Source organism: Burkholderia sp. BCC0397, from assembly GCF_902832865.1.
Lineage (GTDB): Bacteria > Pseudomonadota > Gammaproteobacteria > Burkholderiales > Burkholderiaceae > Burkholderia.
Window position 1 is genome coordinate 98,514 of sequence record NZ_CADFDL010000007.1, and the last position, 20,292, is coordinate 118,805.

The following is a 20,292-nucleotide window of genomic DNA, read 5'->3' on the forward strand; positions in this document are numbered from 1 at the left end:
CCCTCAAGGAATTTGAATCGAAAGACATTCAGTAGACAATTTCGACGACGCTGCCGTCGAACACCGCGCGCAGCTCCGTCAGCAGCACGTCGCTCGGCTTCACGCGCCATGCGTCGCCCAGGCGCATTTCGCCTTGCGCCCGCGCATTGCTGTAGTGGATCTGGACTGCAAGCCCGTTCGGCAGCGGCGCCTGCGGACGCCGACCGCCATCGCGGCCGCCGCCGCGCGGCGCGGGCGCTTCGACCACGTTCGCCGCGGCCGGATCGTCCTTCGACACGTGCGGCTCGAGCACGCGGCGCAACGCGACCGCATCGGCGTTGCCGTTCATCGTCAGCCGCACGGCCTGCGCATAGCGGCTGCGCGCGCGTTCGAGATCCATCACGGTATCGGCCGTGAAGCGAAGGCCGCCGGTGAACGCGTCGTTACGCGCCTGCCCCTGTACGATCAGCAGCTCGTCTTCCTTGAACAACGCCTTGTTCGCCTCGAACTGCTCGTTGAAGATCGTGATCTCGCACTGGCCCGAGCCGTCGTCGAGCAGCGCGATCAGCATCTTGCCGCGCTGGGTCATCTGCGTGCGCAGCGACGCGATGATGCCGGCGACGAGCTTGTCGCGCCCTTCCTTCAGGTCGCCGACCTTCTGCCGCACGAAGCGGCGCACTTCGTCGCGATACGCGTCGAACAGGTGGCCGGACAGGTAGAAACCGAGCGCGGCCTTTTCTTCCTGCAGACGGCGCTTGTCGTCCCACGCGGGTTCGTCGACGAGCGCGTGCGCATGCGGCGACTCGGCGCCCATGTCGAACAGGCCGGCCTGCATCGCGTTCGCTTCGGCCTGGTCGGCCGCTTCCATCGCGAGCGGCACCGACGCGATCAACTGCGCACGGTTCGGGTTCAGCGAATCGAATGCGCCGGCGCGGATCAGCGCCTCGACCGTGCGGCGGTTGACGACGCGCCGGTCGATCCGTTCGCAGAAGTCGAACAGGTCGGTGAACGCCTTTTCCTCGCGCGCACGCAGGATTTCCTCGATCGCGTTCTGGCCGCTGCCCTTCACCGCGCCGAGACCGTAGCGGATCGTGCGCGAGCGCTTGCCGTCGGCTTCCGCGACCGGCTCGAACCGGTAATGCGACTGGTTGATGTCCGGCGGCAGCACGGCGAGGTTGTTCACGACGCAGTCGTCGAACAGGATCTTCACCTTGTCGGTGTCGTCCATCGCGAGCGTCATGTTGGCCGCCATGAATTCGGCCGGATGGTGCGCTTTCAGCCACGCGGTGTAATACGCGAGCAGCGCATACGCGGCCGCGTGCGACTTGTTGAAGCCGTAGCCCGCGAACTTCTCCATCAAGTCGAAAATCTCGTCGGACTTCTCGCGCGTGAGGCCGTTCTTCGCCGCACCCTCGGCGAAGATCTCGCGATGCGTGGCCATCTCCTCGGGCTTCTTCTTGCCCATCGCGCGACGCAGCAAGTCAGCACCGCCGAGCGAGTAGCCGCCGATGATCTGCGCCATCTGCATCACCTGCTCCTGATAGACCATGATGCCGTAGGTCTCTTTCAGGACGGGTTCGACGCGCGGATCCGGATAGTCGACCTTCTCGCGCCCGTGCTTCCGTGCGCAGAAGCTCGGGATCAGGTCCATCGGGCCCGGACGGTACAACGACACGAGCGCGATGATGTCCTCGAAGCGGTCGGGCTGCGCATCCTTCAGCATGCCCTGCATCCCGCGGCTTTCCAGCTGGAACACCGCGACCGTGTTGGCCTTCTTCAGGATCTGGAACGAGGCCGGATCGTCGAGCGGCACCTGCGCGAGCGACCAGTCGGCCTTCGACGGATCGAGGCGGCGGATGTAGCGCTCGGCCCAGTCGAGGATCGTCAGCGTCGTGAGACCCAGAAAGTCGAACTTCACGAGGCCGACGGCTTCGACGTCGTCCTTGTCGTACTGGCTGACCACGCCGCCGTCGTCGCCCTGCGTGTACAGCGGGCAGAAATCGGTCAGCTTGCCCGGCGCGATCAGCACGCCGCCCGCGTGCATCCCGACGTTACGCGTGAGGCCCTCGACGCGCTGCGCGAGATCGAGCAGCTGGTGCACTTCGTCCTCGTGGTCGTAGCGCTCCTGCAGCTGCGGCTCTTCCTTCATCGCGTCGGCAATCGTCACGTGCTTGCCGGGCTTGAACGGAATCAGCTTCGCGATGCCGTCGGTGAACATGTAGCCGAGGTCGAGCACGCGGCCGATGTCGCGCACGGCCGCCTTCGCGGCCATCGTGCCGAACGTGGCGATCTGCGACACGGCGTCCGCGCCGTATTTCTCCTTCACGTACTGGATCACGCGATCGCGGCCGTGCTGGCAGAAGTCGATGTCGAAGTCGGGCATCGACACGCGTTCCGGATTCAGGAAGCGCTCGAACAGCAGGTTGTAGCGCAGCGGATCGAGGTCGGTGATGCCGAGCGCGTACGCGACCAGCGAGCCGGCGCCCGAGCCGCGGCCCGGGCCGACCGGCACGCCGTTGTTCTTCGCCCAGTTGATGAAGTCCGCCACGATCAGGAAGTAGCCGGGGAAGCCCATCTTCGTGATGGTCCCGCACTCGAATTCGAGGCGCTTGTAGTACGTGTCGCGCTGCGCGTCGCGCTCGGCTTCGACCGGATACAACTGCGCGAGGCGGGTCTCGAGCCCTTCCTTCGACAGCTGGACCAGGTAGTCGTCGAGCGACATGCCGTCCGGCGTCGGGAACAGCGGCAGTTTCGGCTTGCCGAGCTCGAGCTTCAGGTTGCAGCGCTTCGCGATCTCGACCGTGTTCGCGATCGCCGACGGCAGGTCGGCGAACAGTGCGGCCATGTCGTCCTGCGTGCGGAAATACTGGTCGGTCGTGAAACGCTTCTGGCGCCGCGGATTCGCGAGGATGTCGCCTTCCGAGATGCACACGCGCGCCTCGTGCGCGGTGAAATCGTCGTCGGTCATGAACTGCGTCGGGTGCGTCGCGACGACCGGCAGCTTCAGCGACGCGGCGAGCGTCGCGGCCTGCTGGATATACGCCTCGGCGCCCGGCTGGCCGTAACGCTGCAGCTCGATGTAGAAGCCGCCCGGAAACACCCGCGCCCAGCGCTCGGCGTGACGGCGCGCGGCTTCTTCGTTGCCCGCGGCCAGCGCGAGCCCGATATCGCCCTGTTGCGCGCCCGACAGCGCGAGCAGCCCCTGCGCGAGCTCGCCGTCGAGCCAGCTCGCGTCGAGTTCCGCGCGGCCGCGGTACTGGTTCGTGAGCCACGCCTTCGACAGCAGCTCGCAGAGATTCAGGTAACCGACCTTGTCCTTGACCAGCAGCAGCAACCGCGACGGCTTGTCGCGGTCATCGGGATTGGCAATCCAGACGTCGCAGCCGGCGATCGGCTTGATGCCCTTGCCGCGGGCTTCCTGGTAGAAACGGACGAGACCGAATGCGTTGCCGAGATCGGTGAGCGCGAGCGCGCCCTGACCGTCCGCGGCCGCCGCCTTGACGATGTCGTCAATGCGCACGATGCCGTCGGCGATCGAGAATTCGGAGTGAACGCGAAGATGGACGAAGCGAGGATCTGACATGGGCGCTATTGTAGCCGCCTCGCCGCGCAGGCAGCCCAAAAAATGCCCGCTTTGGCCGTTCGGCCGATGCACGCGGCGACGCGTCGCGCGGCTGGCCGATCGGCCGGGTACCGATGCCCGCGCCGTTTGCGGGATAATACGGTTTTTCGAATCAACGCCCCGGCTTCGCACCCTTTTTTGCGGGCCGCCGTGCAGCCGTTTTCCCGTCGGACCATCATGACCATCGTCAACCTCGCCGCCTACCACTTCGTCTCGCTCGACGCGAACGAGCAATGGCGCCCGCTCGTCACCGCCCGCTGCAACGAACTCGGCCTGCGCGGCACGATCCTGCTCGCGCCGGAAGGCATCAACCTGTTCGTCGCCGGCACGCGCGAAGCCGCCGACGCGTTCATCGCGTACATTCGCCACGATCCGCTGTTCGAAGGCAAGTTCGCGACGCTGCAGTTCAAGGAAAGCCTGTCCGACTCGCAGCCGTTCCGCCGCATGCTCGTGCGCCTGAAGCGCGAGATCATCACGATGAAGAAGCCCGCGATCAAGCCGGAGCTCGGCCGCGCGCCGTTCGTCGACGCGCGCACGCTGAAGGCGTGGCTCGACCGCGGTCACGACGATACGGGCCGCCCGGTCGTGATGCTCGACACGCGCAACGCGTTCGAAGTCGACGTCGGCACGTTCGACAACGCGCTCGACTACCGGATCGACAAGTTCAGCGAATTCCCGGAAGTGATCGACGCGAACCGCGCCGACCTCGAAGGCAAGACGGTCGTGTCGTTCTGCACCGGCGGCATCCGCTGCGAGAAGGCCGCGATCCACATGAAGGAAATCGGCATCGACAACGTGTACCAGCTCGAAGGCGGGATCCTGAAGTACTTCGAGGAAGTCGGCGGCGCGCACTACCACGGCGACTGCTTCGTGTTCGATTACCGCACCGCGCTGAATCCGCAGCTCCAGCCCACCGAGAACGTCACGTGCTTCGCATGCCGCGCGGTCGTCACGCCGGAAGCGCAACAATCGCCGCGCTACGTGGCCGGCAAGTCGTGCCCGGCCTGCGCACAGGCAGCCAGCGCCGCGTAACGGCGCGTCGCACCGCGCCCCGCCGATGAACCACGGCTATCGCGGCCGCTTCGCGCCATCGCCCACCGGCCCGCTGCACTTCGGCTCGCTGGTCGGCGCGCTCGCGAGCTGGCTCGACGCACGCGCGCACGGCGGCACCTGGCTCGTGCGCATCGAGGATCTCGACGGCCCGCGCACGGTGCCCGGCGCGGCCGACGACATCCTCGCGACGCTCGCGCATTTCGGCATGACGCCCGACGCGCCGCCCGTGTGGCAAAGCACGCGCGATGCCGACTATGCGGCCGCGCTCGCGCGGCTCGTCGCTGCCGGGCTCGTGTATCCGTGCGGCTGCACGCGCAAGGAAATCGCCGATTCGCTGCGCGCCGCCCATGAACGCCACACGACGCTCGCGTATCCGGGCACCTGCCGCACCGGCCTGCACGGCAAGCCCGCGCGCGCATGGCGGCTGCGCGTGCCCGACGGCGCCGACGCGCTCGTCACGTTCGACGATCGCTGGCAGCACATGCAATCGCAGAACCTCGCGACCGAAGTCGGCGATTTCGTACTCAAACGCGCGGACGGCCAATGGGCGTATCAGCTCGCGGTCGTCGTCGACGATGCCGACGCCGGCATCACGCACGTCGTGCGCGGCGCCGACCTGCTCGATTCGACCGCACGCCAGATCTATCTGCAGCGCTGCCTCGGCGTGCCGACTCCCGAGTACCTGCACGTGCCGGTCGTCGTCGATGCGAACGGCGAAAAGCTCAGCAAGCAGACCGGCGCGACGGCGCTCGAACGCAACGATCCGCTGCCGGCGCTGCGGGCCGCGGCCGCGCATCTCGGTCTGTCGGACGATGGCGATCTACCGGGCCATACGATCGACGCGTTCTACGCGGCCGCGACCGACGCGTGGGCGCGTCGCTTCGGGCCGCGCGCCGGTTGACCCGCTGGCACGACACCGGCCCGTGCGACTACGTTCCTGTACCCGTCGGCGTCGAATCCGATCGCATGAAAGCGTGACGGAAGCCTGAGCGCCACGTCCGCTGCGACACCGCATCGAAATATCCAACCCCGCGCGGCAAGCGACAACCTCCGCGCGCACGCCCCGTCCCGATCGCGTCGCCCAATGAAAAACGGGCACATGCTCGTCGCATGTACCCGTTTGTCCGGCAGCGCTCGCGCGCCGCCCTGCCGCTCCGCCCGGCTTACGCCGACGGCTTGCGCGGCATGCCGAACCCGCCGAGCAGCGCGGCGACCTGGCGCTTCGGCCCTTTCTTCTCGGGCTGCTGCGCAGCCTGCGCGTCGTCCGGCTGCTTCGCCGACGCCGACGGCTCGTACGGCTTCAGGAAGAAATCGTCGACCGGCGCTTCGTGGCGGCGATGATGGCCGCCACGCTCGGAACTGCCCGACCGGCGACCCGATGCACCGCGATGCTCGTCGCGCTCGCGCCGGCCGCCCCGTTCGCCACCGCGCTCGCTGCTGCGCTCACCGCCACGCTCGCCGGTGCGCTCGCCGGTGCGCTCGCCGGTGCGCTCGCCGCCGCGCTCGTCGTGACGCTGGCGCGCCGGCTTGTCGATCCTGAGCGTCTGCACTTCGAGCGGACGCTTGATCAGCTTCTCGATATCGGCGAGCTGCTTGCGCTCGTTCGGGCTGCACAGCGACAGCGCGTCGCCCGTCGCACCCGCGCGGCCGGTACGGCCGATCCGGTGCACGTAGTCTTCCGCGCTGAACGGCAGGTCGAAGTTGATCACGGCCGGCAGCTCGGCAATGTCGAGGCCGCGCGCGGCCACGTCGGTCGCGACCAGCGCCTCGATCTCGCCGCGCTTGAACGCGTCGAGCGCCTGCATCCGCTCGAGCTGCGTCTTGTCGCCGTGAATCGCCGACGCGACCACGCCGTCGCGCTCGAGATTGCGCGCGAGGCGGCTCGCGCCGATCTTGCTGTTGCAGAACACGATCACCTGCTTGAGGCCGCGATCGCGCAGCAACTGCACGACGGCCGCCTGCTTGTCGCCTTCGGCGACGTCGTAGACGATCTGCGTGACGTTCGCGTTCGTCGAGTTGCTGCGCGCGACCTCGATCGTCTGCGGGTTGCGCAGGTAGGTCGATGCGAGCTTCTTGATTTCGCCCGAGAACGTGGCCGAGAACAGCAGCGTCTGACGCTCCTTCGGCAGCAGGTTCAGGATGCGCTGCAGATCGGGCAGAAAGCCCATGTCGAGCATCCGGTCGGCTTCGTCGAGCACCAGGATCTGCACCTGGCCGAGGTTCGCCGTCTTTTGCTGCACGTGGTCGAGCAGGCGGCCCGGCGTCGCGATCAGGATCTCGACGCCGCGGCGCAGTTCGGCCGATTGCGGGTTCATGTCGACGCCGCCGAACACCACCGCGCTGCGCAGCGACGTGTGCTTCGCATACGCGTGCACGTTCGCGGCGACCTGGTCGGCGAGTTCGCGGGTCGGCGTGAGGATCAGCGCCCGCACGGGGTGGCGCGCCGGAGACGCGCTCGTGCTGGCGTGCGGCAGCAGGCGCTGGATGATCGGCAGCGAGAAGCTCGCGGTCTTGCCGGTGCCCGTTTGCGCGGCGCCCATGACGTCGCGGCCGGCGAGCACGACCGGAATGGCCTGCGCCTGGATCGGCGTCGGCGTCGTATAGCCCTGCTCCGCAATGGCTTTCAGGATATCGGCGGCAAGGCCGAATTGGTCGAAGGTTGCGTCGACGGGCTTGGCGACAGAATCGGACATGGTGGCGTTTCGCTCAAAAGGCGCGGCGGGGACATCGTGCGTCAGGCCGGCCGGGCCTGCGCTCATCACAATTCGGAAATAGACGGAGCCGCGGCGCGCCGCGCGGCGCCGCTCTGGCGCTTGGGACCGGTTCAATGCGAACGCTGGACGCCAGGCCGTGCGGACTCCGTTCGGCGCGAATGCCGGCGGAAAGGGCCGTATTGTAGCACCGTGCGGGCATCTGTCCGTGACAACGCCGCGAACGGCCGCGGCCGCGGTTCGCGCGGCGTGCCTGTCCGGGCCCGTGCGGCCGAGTGACTGGCCGATCGGGCTATTCGTATCGGCCAGTGAACAATATTAGGGGCTCGATCCTGGAATCTCACTCCAGCATGCCCGCCGCCAGCCCGTGCGCCGAGCCGTCAGCCCGACAGCCGGTCACCGCAGCGAATACGCTCCGCGCTCGCGCCCGCCGCTCAGCCCTTCTTCTTTTTCTTCTCGACCTGCACGCAGTCGCCCAGCAGCGGCGGCGACTTCGGGTCGGCGATCTCGTCGCGCAGCGTCGCTTCCTTGCCCTTCGTCCACCACGTATAGCGTCCGGCCTGGTAGCGCGCGCCCGACGCCGATACCGTGTCGACGAACAGCATCTGCTTGCCGTCGACCGGCACGAGCGCGAAGCTCTGGCCGTTGCCCGCGAGCCAGTACGACACGCGCACCGGCGACTTGTGGTTCGCGCACTGGTAGACGGTTGGCTGGCGCGCGTCGGCGTCGATCTCTTCGACGGTCAGTTGCGCGGCATGCGCGACGGAAACGGCGCTGCCGGCGAGCGCCAGCGCGGCGAGGGTGTGGCGAATCATGCAGGTCCTCTCACGAGACGGGTGAAAACGCGCCGTCGCAGGGCGCGCGGTTATTGTTTATAAGGTTGGCGGGAAATCGCGCCGGTTGCCGGAATCAGGGATCGATCACATCCGCGCACGCATCGGTCGGCGCCGCGGCGACATGGCCGACGAGCGGCACGATCTTGAGGCCCGCCGATGCCACCCGGCACGGCGCGGCCGCGAGGCCGCAGCCCGCGAGACTCGCGATGAGCGCCAGCGCGACGCCCAGCTTTCCGATACGCAACCCTCTCGACGCCATCCTCTTCTCCTCGTTCCGTCAGCGCGCCGACACCGGCCGGACGGCCGCGGCAGCACGCTTCGCGCGTTCGCGGGCTTCGTCGACGGTCGCGCCGGTCGCCAGCGCGACGCCCATGCGCCGCTTCGCAAAACTTTCCGGCTTGCCGAACAGGCGCAGGTCCGCGCCCGGCACCGCGAGCGCGTCGCGCACGCCTTCGAACGCGATTCCGCGCTCGTCGAGCCCGCCGTAGATCACCGCCGACGCGGCCGGCGTGCCGAGCGCCGGATCGACCGGCAGCCCGAGAATCGCCCGCGCGTGCAGCTCGAATTCCGACTGGCGCTGCGAGGCGAGCGTGACGAGGCCCGTATCGTGCGGCCGCGGGCTCACCTCGGAGAACCAGACGTCGTCGCCGCGCACGAACAGCTCGACGCCGAACAACCCGCGCCCGCCGAGCGCCTCGGTCACCTTGTGCGCGATCTCGCGCGATTTCTCGAGCGCCGCCGCGCTCATCGGCTGCGGCTGCCACGATTCGACATAGTCGCCCGCCACCTGCACGTGGCCGACCGGCTCGCAGAAATAGGTGCGCGTGTCGAGCGTCGCCGGGTCGATCGCGCGCACGGTCAGTTGCGTGATCTCGTAGTCGAAATCGACGAAGCCCTCGACGATCACGCGGCCGTGGTTCACGCGCCCGCCCGCCATCGCGTAGTCCCACGCGGGTTTCACGTCGGCGTCGGTCTTCACGACCGACTGCCCCTTGCCCGACGACGACATCACGGGCTTCACGACGCACGGCATGCCGATCTTCGCGACGGCCGCGCTGAACGCCTCGAACGAATCCGCGAACGCATACGGGGAAGTCGGCAGGCCGAGTTCCTCGGCCGCGAGCCGGCGGATCCCTTCGCGGTTCATCGTGAGCTGCGTCGCCCGCGCGGTCGGGATCACCTCGGCGAGGCCGGCCGCCTCGATCGCCGCGAGCGCGTCGGTGGCGATCGCCTCGATCTCGGGGACGATCAGGTGCGGGCGCTCGGCCTCGACGATCGCCCGCAGCGCGGCCGGGTCCGTCATGTCGATCACGTGCGCGCGATGCGCGACCTGGTGGCCGGGCGCGTCCGGATAGCGATCGACCGCGACGACTTCGACGCCGAGACGCTGCAACGCGATGATGACTTCCTTGCCGAGTTCGCCGGCGCCGAGCAGCATGACGCGCGTGGCCGAGGGTGAAAGCGGTGTACCGAGCCGCTGACCGATCTGCATGTGATTTCCCGCTGGTTCTGTTGGAGGACGAAAACGGCTTCGATGTTAACACGGGCATCCGGGCCGGTTTGGGCGGTTTGGCCGCGCCCGCGTCGGGTCGCGCGAAGCGCGCGGGCGGCCTGCGAACGTTTTCACGCGCGAAGTGTCGGCTCGCCTGCCGCAGGGCGGGTGCGTTACTCTTACGCCTTGATCAGAATCCGAAGAGGAACGAGGCTCATGTCCCACCTGTCCGCGGCCGCACGCGCACGCACCGGCCTGCTTCGCCCGTTGCGCGCGCCGCTCTGCGCGTTGACGCTTGCCACGCTTCTCGCCGCCTGTGCGATGCCGACCCATCCCGATTCCGCCGCCCCCGCGCCCGACCCGTACAACCCGGCCGCCGTCCAGTTGCTCGACGACACGAGTTGGGAGCTCACCAGCTGGGTGAACGCCGACGGCACGCAACGCGCGATCCCGCACGGCGACAACGGCGAGCCGATCAAGCTCGCGCTGTCGACCGACTCGGGCATCCGGCGCGCGAGCGGGTTCTCGGGCTGCAACCGCTACATGGGCACCTACGCGATCAAGAACGGCCTGCTGAGCTTCGGCCCGCTCGCCGGCACGCGGATGGCCTGCCCGAACACGCTCGGCGGCCAGCTCGAATCCGCGTACCTCGACGCGCTCGCCCACGTCGAGAAGACCGGCGTGCAGATGCGCGCCCCCCAGCAATTGCAGATCGTGACCCAGGCCGGCGCAACGCTGACGTTCACGCACCGGAGCCCCTGATGCACGGCGCGCGCGAAGGCCGACCGACCGCCTTCGCGTGGCGCGCCGCGCGCATGTGCCACCCACGTGCGTCACGCGGCGTGAATCGAAATCACGCCGCGTTAGAGTCTTGTTCGCCGGCCGGTTAAACTCGGCGGGTCGCGCCCCGCGCGCCCCTCCCCACTCCTGTTTCAAAGCATGCACACGGTTGTCTTCGGCTGGTTCGGCATCTCCGCCGTCTGGTTCCTCCTTCTCTTCTGGCGTCTCGTGCAGGCGATGCTGCCCGGCGGCGGCGGCCTCGCCGGCCGCGGCTCGATCCGCCTGTGGCTCGGCTTCGCCGCGGTATTCGTCGCAAGCTGCACGCTGACGAGCCCGCTGTCGGGCCCCGACACGAACGCGCTCGGCCATACATTCTCGGCCGGCTTCGCCCACCTGCTCGGCCCGATCGGCACGCCGGTCGCGATGGTCGTGCTGTTCTTCGCCGGCTTGCCGTGGCTGAGCGGCATCGGCTGGCGGCAGTTCGCCGCGTGGGTCGACACGTCGTTCGGCGTCAAGCTGTCGCGCGACGGCGGCGACGACGACGCGCGTGGGATCGCCGACCTGCCGCGCAGCGCGCTGCATCGCGACGACGACGTCGTGCAGCCGACCACCGCGCACACCGTCAACTCGATGGCGCCGCGCCAGAACGGCCGGTATTCGCGCCCGACGGTGTGGAAACCCGATCCGCAGGCGCGACCGAAGCCGCGCGGCAAGACACCGCCGCGCCCGCTTGCGGAACCCGTCGCGCCGTCCGGCTGGCTGAAGCCGACCGCGCCGCAGCGCACGCCTGCGCCGCCCGCGCCGATCCCGGCCAGCGCGATGCCGCCGCCGACCACCGGCAGTACCGCCAGCCTCGCGCGCGCCGCGGCGAATGCGCAAGTGCCGCGCCCCGCGCCCGCTCCGCTTCCGGACGGGTTCGAACCCGTCCGGCCGCGCCCGACCGCCGCGCGGCCGGCCACCGCCGCGCTGACGCCGACCGCGCCGCGCGCCACGGTCACGCCGCGACCGGCCGGTACGCAGCCGCAGCGCCCGCCGGTGCGCCCAGTCGCAGGAACGGCGGCAGCCGGCCAGTCGCCGGACGCGGCACGACGCCGCCCGGCGGCGCCCGCGCCGGCGCGCGCGCCGCTCTATGCGTGGACCGAGAAGCCGGCCGCGCCGATCACGCCGGCGCCGAGCGTTCACGACACGCTGCGCTCGATCGAGGCCAGCACCGCGCAATGGGCGTCGCTGGGCGGCGCGCAGTCGGCCGATGCAACGCACGCGGCGGCCGCAGCCGTCGCCGTGGCCGGCGTAGCCGCGGCAGCAGGCAGCATGGCCGCGCCGGCATCGGCGGCCGCGTCGAACGCGTTCGTCTCCGCGGCGCATGGCATCGCAGCCCAGGACAGCAATGTCCCGGCCGAACACGATGCCGCGTCCGCTTACGACGACGGCGCGCCGATCGTGCTCGACGCCTTCATGCCGGCAGAATCCGGCATCGCGCATGCTCCGGGTGTCGAGTTGCCCACTCCGGCATTCGAGGACGCCGAACCGAACGCACGGTCGAATACCGGCATCGACGATGCCGCGTTCTCGCATCGCGCCGGCGACGAGATCCATCACATCGACGAAGCGTCCGCCGCGCCGGCATTCGGGATTGCTGCCGCGCCGTCGTTCGACACCCCCATCGACCTCGCGCCTTGGGAAGATGTCGTCAGCCCGCCGGCTTCTGCGCTCGACGTGTCGACCGGAAACCGGATCGCCGAGTCGCTGGCTGACACCGCCCGACCGGAATCCGCTCATTCAGCCTTCGCGCCAACAGGCAATGCAGCGGCGGTTCGCGACCTCGGCACCGGCAAGCCGACCGGGTCCGTCGATATCGACGACAAGAACGACGCGCAACCTGCGGCTGCAATCGATCGCGCCGCACCGGCCTTGCGTCAAGGGGCTGCCGATGCGCACGCCGACGTGAAGCCGGCCGACAGCATCGTTCCGTTCGCTGCCCTGCCCTCTTCGTCGATCGCCGGAGCGTCTGTGCGCGCACTTCCGGAGACCCCGTCGATTGCTGCACCCTCCGCACCGGCCGTATCGCCTCCCGCACCGGAAGCCGGCAAGCCGGTCGAGGCGGAACCGGCGGCACCGCTGTCGGCCGTCGCTCAAGGCGCGACGCCTGCCGCCACGTATTGGACACCTTCGACGGTGCAGCCCACCGCGACACAGACAACCGTCGCCGCGGAATTGCCGAAATCGCCGACGGTTCGGCCGTTTGCCGCAACCTCGACGGCTTCGACCGCCGCTGCATCGCCGCTGGCCGGCACGGATCATGGTTCGACTGCCTCCGCATCGAGCATCGCCCCCGTCGCCGCCGCAGTTTCGCCGGTCGGCGTAACCGGCACGGCGTCCGCTTCGCCGTCGCAACCGGCCGCATCGGCACCACCCGTTACTTCCGCCGCGTCGGCATCGCCGGCCGATGTCACGGGCATGACTGACGGTTCGCTGTCCCGCGCTTCGACGCCCGCATCGACCGATGCACCCGCCGTGACGCCATCGACGACCGGCGCGGCGGGTTCGACGTTCGGTTCGACTGCGCAGGCGCCGGTAACGCCGGCACCGGCCACCGCAACACCCGCGACTTTCACGTCCGCGCCCATCACTGCATCGTCTTCCGCGCCGGCACCGACGCTGCCAACCGACACAGCAACCACGTCGACCGGTACGACGACCTTCGCTACTTCCGGCTCATCGGGCGCAGTCGCTCCGCAGCCGGCAATCAGCGTGCCCGTGTCGCCAACCGCGTCCGCCTCGGCGTCACCGTCCTTCAGCGCGATCGCGCCGACGCCCACGACCGCGGCCACTCCGACTCACCCGATCGCCGGCGCGCCTGCCGCTGCAGCCGGATCGCTGACGTTTATCGGTGCGGCCGCTGCGACGCAGGCTCCGTCGATCGCGTCCGTCCCTGCCGCAGTCGCAACCCAGACGTTCATGACACAGCCCGCCCCTGCCGCGTCGTCGGCGAGCGGGTCCATGTCGTATGACGTGAGCGCAACGCCGACCGCGGCACCGCCGGCAACCACCGTCCCCGCCGCGCACCTCCCGCCCACGCCGGCAACCGTCGTTTCCGCACCGCCATCGCCCGCTACCCCGCCAATCGGCGCACCGGCCAGCGAGGCAATCGAGGCAACCGAACCGGCCCCAGTCGACACCCCCGCCCGCCCGCCGCGCCCGAACGCGTTCGAATTCCACGCACCCGCGTCGTTCAACGTCGAACTGCCGACGCTCGACCTGCTCGAGCCCGCATCCGACGACGTCGAAACGATCACCGAGGAACACCTTGCGCAAACCGCGCAGGTGATCGAACAGCGGCTGCAGGAATTCAAGGTGCCGGTGACGGTGGTCGGCGCATCGGCCGGCCCCGTGATCACGCGCTTCGAGATCGAACCCGCGCTCGGCGTGCGCGGCAGCCAGATCGTCGGGCTGATGAAGGACCTGTCGCGCGGCCTCGGCCTCACGTCGGTCCGCGTCGTCGAGACGATTCCCGGCAAGACCTGCATGGGCCTCGAGCTGCCGAACGCGAAGCGCCAGATGATCCGCCTGTCGGAAATTCTTGCCTCGCGCGAGTACCAGCATTCGCCGTCGCAACTGACGATCGCGATGGGCAAGGACATCACCGGCCACCCGGTCGTCACCGATCTCGCGAAGGCGCCGCACATGCTCGTGGCCGGCACGACGGGTTCGGGCAAATCGGTCGCGATCAATGCGATGATCCTGTCGCTGCTGTACAAGGCGACGCCGGAAGACGTGCGGCTCATCATGATCGACCCGAAGATGCTGGAGCTGTCGGTCTACGAAGGCATCCCGCACCTGCTCGCGCCGGTCGTCACCGACATGAAGCTCGCGGCGAACGCGCTGAACTGGTGCGTCGGCGAAATGGAGAAGCGCTACCGGCTGATGTCGGCCGTCGGCGTGCGCAACCTCGCGGGCTTCAACCAGAAGATCCGCGACGCGGAGGCGAAGGAAAAGAAGATCGGCAACCCGTTCTCGCTGACGCCCGAGGACCCGGAGCCGCTGTCGAAGCTGCCGCTGATCGTCGTCGTGATCGACGAGCTGGCCGACCTGATGATGGTCGCCGGCAAGAAGATCGAGGAGCTGATCGCCCGCCTCGCGCAGAAGGCGCGCGCGGCCGGCATCCACCTGATCCTCGCGACGCAGCGGCCATCCGTCGACGTGATCACCGGCCTCATCAAGGCGAACATCCCGACGCGGGTCGCGTTCCAGGTGTCGTCGAAGATCGACTCGCGCACGATCCTCGACCAGATGGGTGCGGAGTCGCTGCTCGGGATGGGCGACATGCTGTTCCTGCCGCCGGGCACGGGTTACCCGCAGCGCGTGCACGGCGCGTTCGTCGCCGACGAGGAAGTGCACCGGATCGTCGAGTATCTGAAGCAGTTCGGCGAGCCGCAGTACGAGGAAGGCATCCTCGACGGCCCGGCCGCCGACGGCGCGACGCAGGACCTGTTCGGCGATGCGCCGGATGCGGAAGCCGATCCGCTGTACGACGAAGCCGTCGCGTTCGTCGTGCGCACGCGGCGCGCGTCGATCTCGTCGGTGCAGCGGCAGTTGCGCATCGGCTACAACCGCGCGGCGCGGCTCGTCGAGCAGATGGAAGCGGCCGGCCTCGTGTCGGCGATGGGCATCAACGGCAGCCGCGAGGTGCTCGTGCCGGCCGCGGCCGACTGAGGCCGGCGGCCCGCCGGCCGCGATTCGTCGATACGGGCGCGTCGTGAAACCGGCCGCCTGAAATACGAAGGGCGCTGCATCGGCAGCGCCCTTCTTGCATCGCCCGGGAATCGACCGGGAGTTACTGCGCGACCGGCACCAGCTTGAAGTCGACCGGCTTGCCGACCGTGACCTTCTGCGGATTCGCGCCGAGCTGCCCCGTTTCGACATCACGGCTGAACACGTAGAACGTGTCGCTGTCCTGGTTGCCGACGATCAGCCACTTGCCGGTCGGATCGATCAGGAACTCGCGCGGCGTCTTGCCGAGGCTCGACTGGCGGCCGACGTGCTTCAGCCGGCCGTCGGCCTTGTTCACCGCGTAGATCACGAGGTCGTTCGCGTCGCCGCGGTTGCTCACGTACAGGAAGCGCCCGTCCGGCGACAGGTGGATCGCGCCGCCGCCGACCTTGCCCTTGAAGCCCGGCGCCGTCATCGGCACCGTTTCGACCGGCGTCAGCTTGCCGTCGTGATAGCCGAACACCTCGACCGACGCGTTGAGCTCGCTCGTCACGTACGCGAAGCGGCCGTCGGCGCCGAACACCATGTGACGCGGGCCCGAGCCGGCCTTCACCGGCGTGTAGCGCGTGTCGGTCGGGCCGATCAGCCCGCGGCTGCCGTCCACCGTGTAGCGGTAGCCGTAGATCTTGTCCGCGCCGAGATCCTGCACGAACAGGTAGCGGCCGTCCGGCGAAAACACCGTCGAATGCACGTGCGCGCCATCCTGGCGGCCCTTCACGGGCCCGGTGCCTTCGTGGTGGACCGTCAGCACGGCCTGGCCGGCCGCGCCGTCGTCGCGCAGCGGGAACACCGCGAAGCTGCCGCCAGGGTCGGCCGCGACCGAGTAGTTGGCCGTCACGAGGTACTTGCCGTCCGGCGACAGCGCGAGATAGCAAGGATCGTTCCCTTCCGACGACACGCGCTCGATGAACGTGAGCGCGCCCGTCTTCGCATCGAAGCGGAACGCGCTGACGCCGCCGCGCTGCGTCGCCGGCCCGTCGTCGCCTGGCAGCTCGTTGACCGCGTAGACGGTGCGACCGTCGCGGCTCGGCAACAGGTACGACGGGTTCACGGTCTTCGTCGACGACACCGGCGCGACGCTGCCGGTCTTGGTATCGAAGCGGTAAACGTAGATCCCGTCGCTGCCGCCGCCCGTATAGGTGCCGACGAGCAGGTTGTAGACGCCGTCGGCCGGGACGGATGATTGCTGCGCGAATGCGTGGGTCGCGGACAGGGAAAGCACGATCGCGAAACCTTTCATCCAGTGAGCGAACCTAAGCGGGAACCCTCGTGTCGAAGCGCGTGCGTCACGCTCCCGTAAACGGTTGGGCATTGAATCCTCCTTGCATCGAGTCGCTTCAAGTGTTGAGATAGGACGAAACGCCGGCCGTTCATGCGCTCCGCCGCCCGGCCGAGTATACGGGGCGCGGCGCCCGGGCGTGAAGTCCGGGCCGCCGACGTCCGCATTGTGAACTCGAATATTCAAGGATCGCCTGCCCATGCCCGCCCTGATCGAAGACTACGCCCTCGTCGGCGACGGCCACACGGCCGCGCTGGTTTCAAAAGACGGCTCCGTCGACTGGCTGTGCTGGCCCCGCTTCGATTCGGGCGCCTGCTTCGCGGCGCTGCTCGGCACGCCCGAGCACGGCCGCTGGCTGCTTGCTCCGGCCGCCGACGCCGCGATCACGCACACGACCCGCCGCTATCGCGGCGACACGCTGATTCTCGAAACCGATTACGAAAGCGCCGACGGCGCCGTCACCGTGATCGACTTCATGCCGCCCGGCAACGGCTGGTCCGAACTGGTGCGGATCGTCGTCGGCCGCCACGGCACGATGAAGATGCGCATGGAACTCGTGTTGCGCTTCGACTACGGTTTCTCGATTCCGTGGGTCACGCAACTGACCCGCGAGGATGGCATGAAGGCCATCGCCGGCCCGGATACCGTCGTGCTGCGCACGCCGGTGCCGCTCGCCGGCAAGAACCTCCATACGCTCGCGGAATTCACGGTCAGCGCCGACGAGCGCGTGCCGTTCTCGCTCGGCTACGCGGCGTCGCACATGCGGCTGCCGCCGGCGCGCGACCCGCTGTCGATGCTCGCGCGCACCGAGAACTACTGGCTCGAATGGTCGGGCCGCTGCCAGGTGCAGGGCCGCTACGCGGCGGCCGTGCGCCGCTCGCTGATCACGCTGAAGGCGCTCGCATACGAACCGACCGGCGGCATCGTCGCCGCGCCGACCACGTCGCTGCCCGAGAAGATCGGCGGCAACCGCAACTGGGACTACCGCTACTGCTGGCTGCGCGACGCGACGATCACGCTGCTCGCGCTGATGCGCGGCGGCTACTACGACGAGGCGCGTGCATGGCGCACGTGGCTCGGCCGCGTGATGGCCGGCTCGCCCGAGCAGATCCAGATCATGTACGGGATCGCCGGCGAGCGCCGGCTGCCGGAAATGGAACTCGACTGGCTGCCCGGCTACCAGGATTCGCAGCCGGTGCGGGTCGGCAACGGCGCCGCGAACCAGCTTCAGCTCGACGTGTTCGGCGAGGTGATGGCCGCGCTGCACCTCGCGCGCGTGGGCGGCCTGCAGGCCGACGACACGGTCTGGTCCGTGCAGTGCGCGCTGCTCGACCACCTCGAGAAAATCTGGCAGGAACCCGACGAAGGGATCTGGGAAACGCGCGGCGGCCGTCGCCATTTCACGTTCTCGAAGGTGATGGCGTGGGTCGCGTTCGACCGCGCGATCAAGTCGGCGGAAATGTTCCGGCTGCCCGGCTCGCTCGACCGCTGGCGCGCGCTGCGCGAGCAGATCCATGCGGACGTCTGCGCCAACGCGTGGCACGAAGGCAAGCAGGCGTTCGCGCAGAGCTACGGCAGCGACGAGCTCGACGCGAGCGTGCTGCTGCTGCCGCAACTCGGCTTCCTGCCGCCGGAAGACCCGCGCGTCGTCGGCACGGTCGCCGCGATCGAACGGGAATTGCTGCACGACGGGCTCGTGATGCGCTACCGCACGACCGAATACGACGACGGCCTGCCGCCGGGCGAAGGCACGTTTCTCGCATGCAGCTTCTGGCTGGTCGACAGCTACGCGCTGCTCGGCCGGATCGACGACGCGCATCGGCTCTTCAGCCGCCTGCTCTCGCTGTCGAACGACCTGGGGCTGCTCGCGGAGGAATACGACCCGGTCGCCGGGCGGCTCGTCGGCAACTTCCCGCAGGCGTTCTCGCACGTGGCGCTCGTGCATACCGCGATGAACCTGATGCACCATGAAGACGCGATGGCGCGCGCGGCCGGCCAGCCGACGCCGGCCGTGGCGACCGGGCGCTGAGCGGCAGCGCGAACCCTTGTTCATAGATCGTCAAATCGCAAAGATTTGATGAAAAAACCGGGAAATGTTGCATTGCACAACCGATCGTTGTCCGATATGATCGATGAGATTGTCCGGCTGCAATGCAACATGGCCGGCCGCTGACCCACACGGCACGCCGCGACGCCTCACGCCGCCCTTGCGCACCGTCCCCCCACGCGGGAGTAGCCTGCATGCTTTACCAACTGCACGAATTCCAGCGGGCAATGCTGAGCCCGCTCACGGCCTGGGCCCAGGCCGCCTCGAAGTCGTTCGCGAATCCGTCCAGCCCGTTCTCGCTGATGCCCGGCGCGCCGCGCATGGCAGCCGCCTATGAGCTGATGTATCGGCTCGGCAAGGATTACGAAAAGCCGGAATTCAACCTTCATCAGATCGTCAAGGACGGCCACAACATCCCGATCGTCGAGCAGACGATCATCGAGAAGCCGTTCTGCCGGCTGCTGCGCTTCAAGCGCTATTCGGACGATGCCGACGCCGTCACGCAACTGAAGGACGAGCCGGTCGTGCTGGTCTGCGCGCCGCTGTCGGGCCACCACTCGACGCTGCTGCGCGACACGGTGCGCACGCTGCTGCAGGATCACAAGGTCTACATCACCGACTGGATCGACGCGCGGATGGTGCCGGTCGAGACCGGCCCGTTCCACCTGCACGACTACATCGCGTACATCCAGGAATTCATCCGTCACATCGGCGCGCGCAACCTGCACGTGATCTCGGTATGCCAGCCGACGGTGCCGGTGCTCGCGGCGATTTCGCTGATGGCGAGCCGCGGCGAGGACACGCCGCTCACGATGACGATGATGGGCGGCCCGATCGACGCGCGCCGCAGCCCGACTTCCGTGAACTCGCTCGCGACGCAGCACTCGACCGCGTGGTTCGAGAACAACGTGATCCACACGGTGCCCGCGAACTATCCGGGCGAAGGCCGCCAGGTGTATCCGGGCTTCCTGCAGCACACGGGCTTCGTCGCGATGAACCCGGAGCGGCACGCGCAATCGCACTGGGATTTCTACCAGAGCCTGCTGCGCGGCGACGAGGACGACGCCGAAGCGCACCGCCGCTTCTACGACGAATACAACGCGGTGCTCGACATGGCCGCCGAGTATTACCTCGAGACGATCCGTGTCGTGTTCCAGGAATTCCGGCTCGCGGAAGGTACGTGGGACGTCGACGGCGAGCGCGTGCGGCCGCAGGACATCAAGCACACCGCGCTGATGACGATCGAGGGTGAACTCGACGACATCTCGGGCAGCGGCCAGACGCACGTCGCGCACGAGCTGTGCACCGGCATCCCGCAAGACGATCGCCGCAGCCTGACCGCCGAGAAGTGCGGCCACTACGGGATCTTCTCGGGCCGCCGCTGGCGCACGATCATCTATCCGCAACTGCGCGACTTCATCCGCGAGCATGCGCTGGAGCCCAAGCCCGGCGCGACGAAGTTGCCCGTCGATGCCCAGGATGCGACCACGATCGGCCTCGTGCCGGCCGCCAAGCCCCAGCCGGAAACGACGGTGCGCGTCACCGCCGCGAAACGCACGCGCGCGAAGGCGCCGGCCGTAACGGTCGCGCCCGCCAAGGCGCCCGCCGCGAAGGCCGCGCCCGCCGCGAAACGCGCGGCAGGCAGCCCGCGCGCCAAAACCGTGCGGGCCCGCAAGGCCGCCTGACGCGCCGCGTTCGGACGCAAAAACGCCGCCGTTGCTTG

Annotated in this window: 12 protein-coding genes; 6 read left to right on the top strand and 6 right to left on the bottom strand. The window is 68.7% G+C overall.

The window, feature by feature from the left end; genetic code table 11:
• Nucleotides 1–28: 28 nt before the first annotated feature.
• Nucleotides 29–3,562, bottom strand: a complete 3,534-nt coding sequence (gene dnaE, locus HWX03_RS21795) for a DNA polymerase III subunit alpha (protein WP_175872640.1) — start codon at nucleotides 3,560–3,562, stop codon at nucleotides 29–31.
• A gap of 216 nt (nucleotides 3,563–3,778) precedes the next feature.
• Here dnaE and HWX03_RS21800 point away from each other — a divergent pair, with 216 nt between their 5' ends.
• Together HWX03_RS21800 and gluQRS are read left to right on the top strand one after the other, a co-directional pair.
• Nucleotides 3,779–4,633: a sulfurtransferase gene (locus HWX03_RS21800; protein WP_175872641.1), complete on the top strand. Its 855-nt coding sequence runs from the start codon at nucleotides 3,779–3,781 to the stop codon at nucleotides 4,631–4,633.
• Between the two features lie 25 nt (nucleotides 4,634–4,658).
• On the top strand, nucleotides 4,659–5,555 hold the full coding sequence (gene gluQRS, locus HWX03_RS21805) for a tRNA glutamyl-Q(34) synthetase GluQRS (RefSeq protein ID WP_175872642.1): 897 nt from the start codon (nucleotides 4,659–4,661) through the stop codon (nucleotides 5,553–5,555).
• A 262-nt stretch (nucleotides 5,556–5,817) separates the two neighbouring features.
• Here gluQRS and HWX03_RS21810 read toward each other — a convergent pair whose 3' ends face one another.
• From HWX03_RS21810 to purT, 4 genes are all read right to left on the bottom strand, one after another.
• On the bottom strand, nucleotides 5,818–7,413 hold the full coding sequence (locus HWX03_RS21810) for a DEAD/DEAH box helicase (RefSeq protein WP_175872643.1): 1,596 nt from the start codon (nucleotides 7,411–7,413) through the stop codon (nucleotides 5,818–5,820).
• Nucleotides 7,414–7,799: 386 nt separating this feature from the next.
• Nucleotides 7,800–8,180: an MliC family protein gene (locus HWX03_RS21815; protein WP_175872644.1), complete on the bottom strand. Its 381-nt coding sequence runs from the start codon at nucleotides 8,178–8,180 to the stop codon at nucleotides 7,800–7,802.
• A 94-nt stretch (nucleotides 8,181–8,274) separates the two neighbouring features.
• Complete coding sequence (locus HWX03_RS21820; RefSeq protein WP_174389104.1) at nucleotides 8,275–8,460, bottom strand: DUF6726 family protein; 186 nt, start codon at nucleotides 8,458–8,460, stop codon at nucleotides 8,275–8,277.
• An 18-nt stretch (nucleotides 8,461–8,478) separates the two neighbouring features.
• Nucleotides 8,479–9,693, bottom strand: a complete 1,215-nt coding sequence (gene purT / locus HWX03_RS21825) for a formate-dependent phosphoribosylglycinamide formyltransferase (RefSeq protein ID WP_175872645.1) — start codon at nucleotides 9,691–9,693, stop codon at nucleotides 8,479–8,481.
• 216 nt (nucleotides 9,694–9,909) lie between these two features.
• On the opposite strand from purT, the gene HWX03_RS21830 reads away from it, so the two are divergent.
• Both HWX03_RS21830 and HWX03_RS36990 read left to right on the top strand, forming a co-directional pair.
• The gene (locus tag HWX03_RS21830; RefSeq protein ID WP_175822320.1) at nucleotides 9,910–10,455 is read left to right on the top strand and encodes an META domain-containing protein; all 546 of its coding nucleotides are present in this window, start codon (nucleotides 9,910–9,912) and stop codon (nucleotides 10,453–10,455) included.
• Nucleotides 10,456–10,632: 177 nt separating this feature from the next.
• Complete coding sequence (locus HWX03_RS36990; RefSeq protein ID WP_244132740.1) at nucleotides 10,633–15,186, top strand: DNA translocase FtsK; 4,554 nt, start codon at nucleotides 10,633–10,635, stop codon at nucleotides 15,184–15,186.
• Nucleotides 15,187–15,307: 121 nt separating this feature from the next.
• Here HWX03_RS36990 and HWX03_RS21840 read toward each other — a convergent pair whose 3' ends face one another.
• Nucleotides 15,308–16,555, bottom strand: coding sequence for a lactonase family protein (locus HWX03_RS21840; RefSeq protein ID WP_175872646.1), 1,248 nt, complete (start codon nucleotides 16,553–16,555; stop codon nucleotides 15,308–15,310).
• A gap of 166 nt (nucleotides 16,556–16,721) precedes the next feature.
• On the opposite strand from HWX03_RS21840, the gene HWX03_RS21845 reads away from it, so the two are divergent.
• Nucleotides 16,722–18,551 carry a glycoside hydrolase family 15 protein gene (locus tag HWX03_RS21845; protein WP_175872647.1) on the top strand — a complete coding sequence of 610 codons (1,830 nt, stop codon included), beginning with the start codon at nucleotides 16,722–16,724 and terminating at the stop codon, nucleotides 18,549–18,551.
• A gap of 212 nt (nucleotides 18,552–18,763) precedes the next feature.
• Complete coding sequence (gene phaZ / locus HWX03_RS21850; RefSeq protein ID WP_175872648.1) at nucleotides 18,764–20,254, top strand: polyhydroxyalkanoate depolymerase; 1,491 nt, start codon at nucleotides 18,764–18,766, stop codon at nucleotides 20,252–20,254.
• The last annotated feature ends 38 nt before the right edge of the window (nucleotides 20,255–20,292 follow it).

Excerpts from the sequence above, each read along its gene's own strand:
- dnaE (WP_175872640.1), bottom strand. The coding sequence starts at position 3,562 with ATGTCAGATCCTCGCTTCGTCCATCTTCGCGTTCACTCCGAATTCTCG.
- HWX03_RS21800 (WP_175872641.1), top strand. The coding sequence starts at position 3,779 with ATGACCATCGTCAACCTCGCCGCCTACCACTTCGTCTCGCTCGACGCG.
- gluQRS (WP_175872642.1), top strand. The coding sequence starts at position 4,659 with ATGAACCACGGCTATCGCGGCCGCTTCGCGCCATCGCCCACCGGCCCG.
- HWX03_RS21810 (WP_175872643.1), bottom strand. The coding sequence starts at position 7,413 with ATGAGCGCAGGCCCGGCCGGCCTGACGCACGATGTCCCCGCCGCGCCT.
- HWX03_RS21815 (WP_175872644.1), bottom strand. The coding sequence starts at position 8,180 with ATGATTCGCCACACCCTCGCCGCGCTGGCGCTCGCCGGCAGCGCCGTT.
- HWX03_RS21820 (WP_174389104.1), bottom strand. The coding sequence starts at position 8,460 with ATGGCGTCGAGAGGGTTGCGTATCGGAAAGCTGGGCGTCGCGCTGGCG.
- purT (WP_175872645.1), bottom strand. The coding sequence starts at position 9,693 with ATGCAGATCGGTCAGCGGCTCGGTACACCGCTTTCACCCTCGGCCACG.
- HWX03_RS21830 (WP_175822320.1), top strand. The coding sequence starts at position 9,910 with ATGTCCCACCTGTCCGCGGCCGCACGCGCACGCACCGGCCTGCTTCGC.
- HWX03_RS36990 (WP_244132740.1), top strand. The coding sequence starts at position 10,633 with ATGCACACGGTTGTCTTCGGCTGGTTCGGCATCTCCGCCGTCTGGTTC.
- HWX03_RS21840 (WP_175872646.1), bottom strand. The coding sequence starts at position 16,555 with ATGCCCAACCGTTTACGGGAGCGTGACGCACGCGCTTCGACACGAGGG.
- HWX03_RS21845 (WP_175872647.1), top strand. The coding sequence starts at position 16,722 with ATGCCCGCCCTGATCGAAGACTACGCCCTCGTCGGCGACGGCCACACG.
- phaZ (WP_175872648.1), top strand. The coding sequence starts at position 18,764 with ATGCTTTACCAACTGCACGAATTCCAGCGGGCAATGCTGAGCCCGCTC.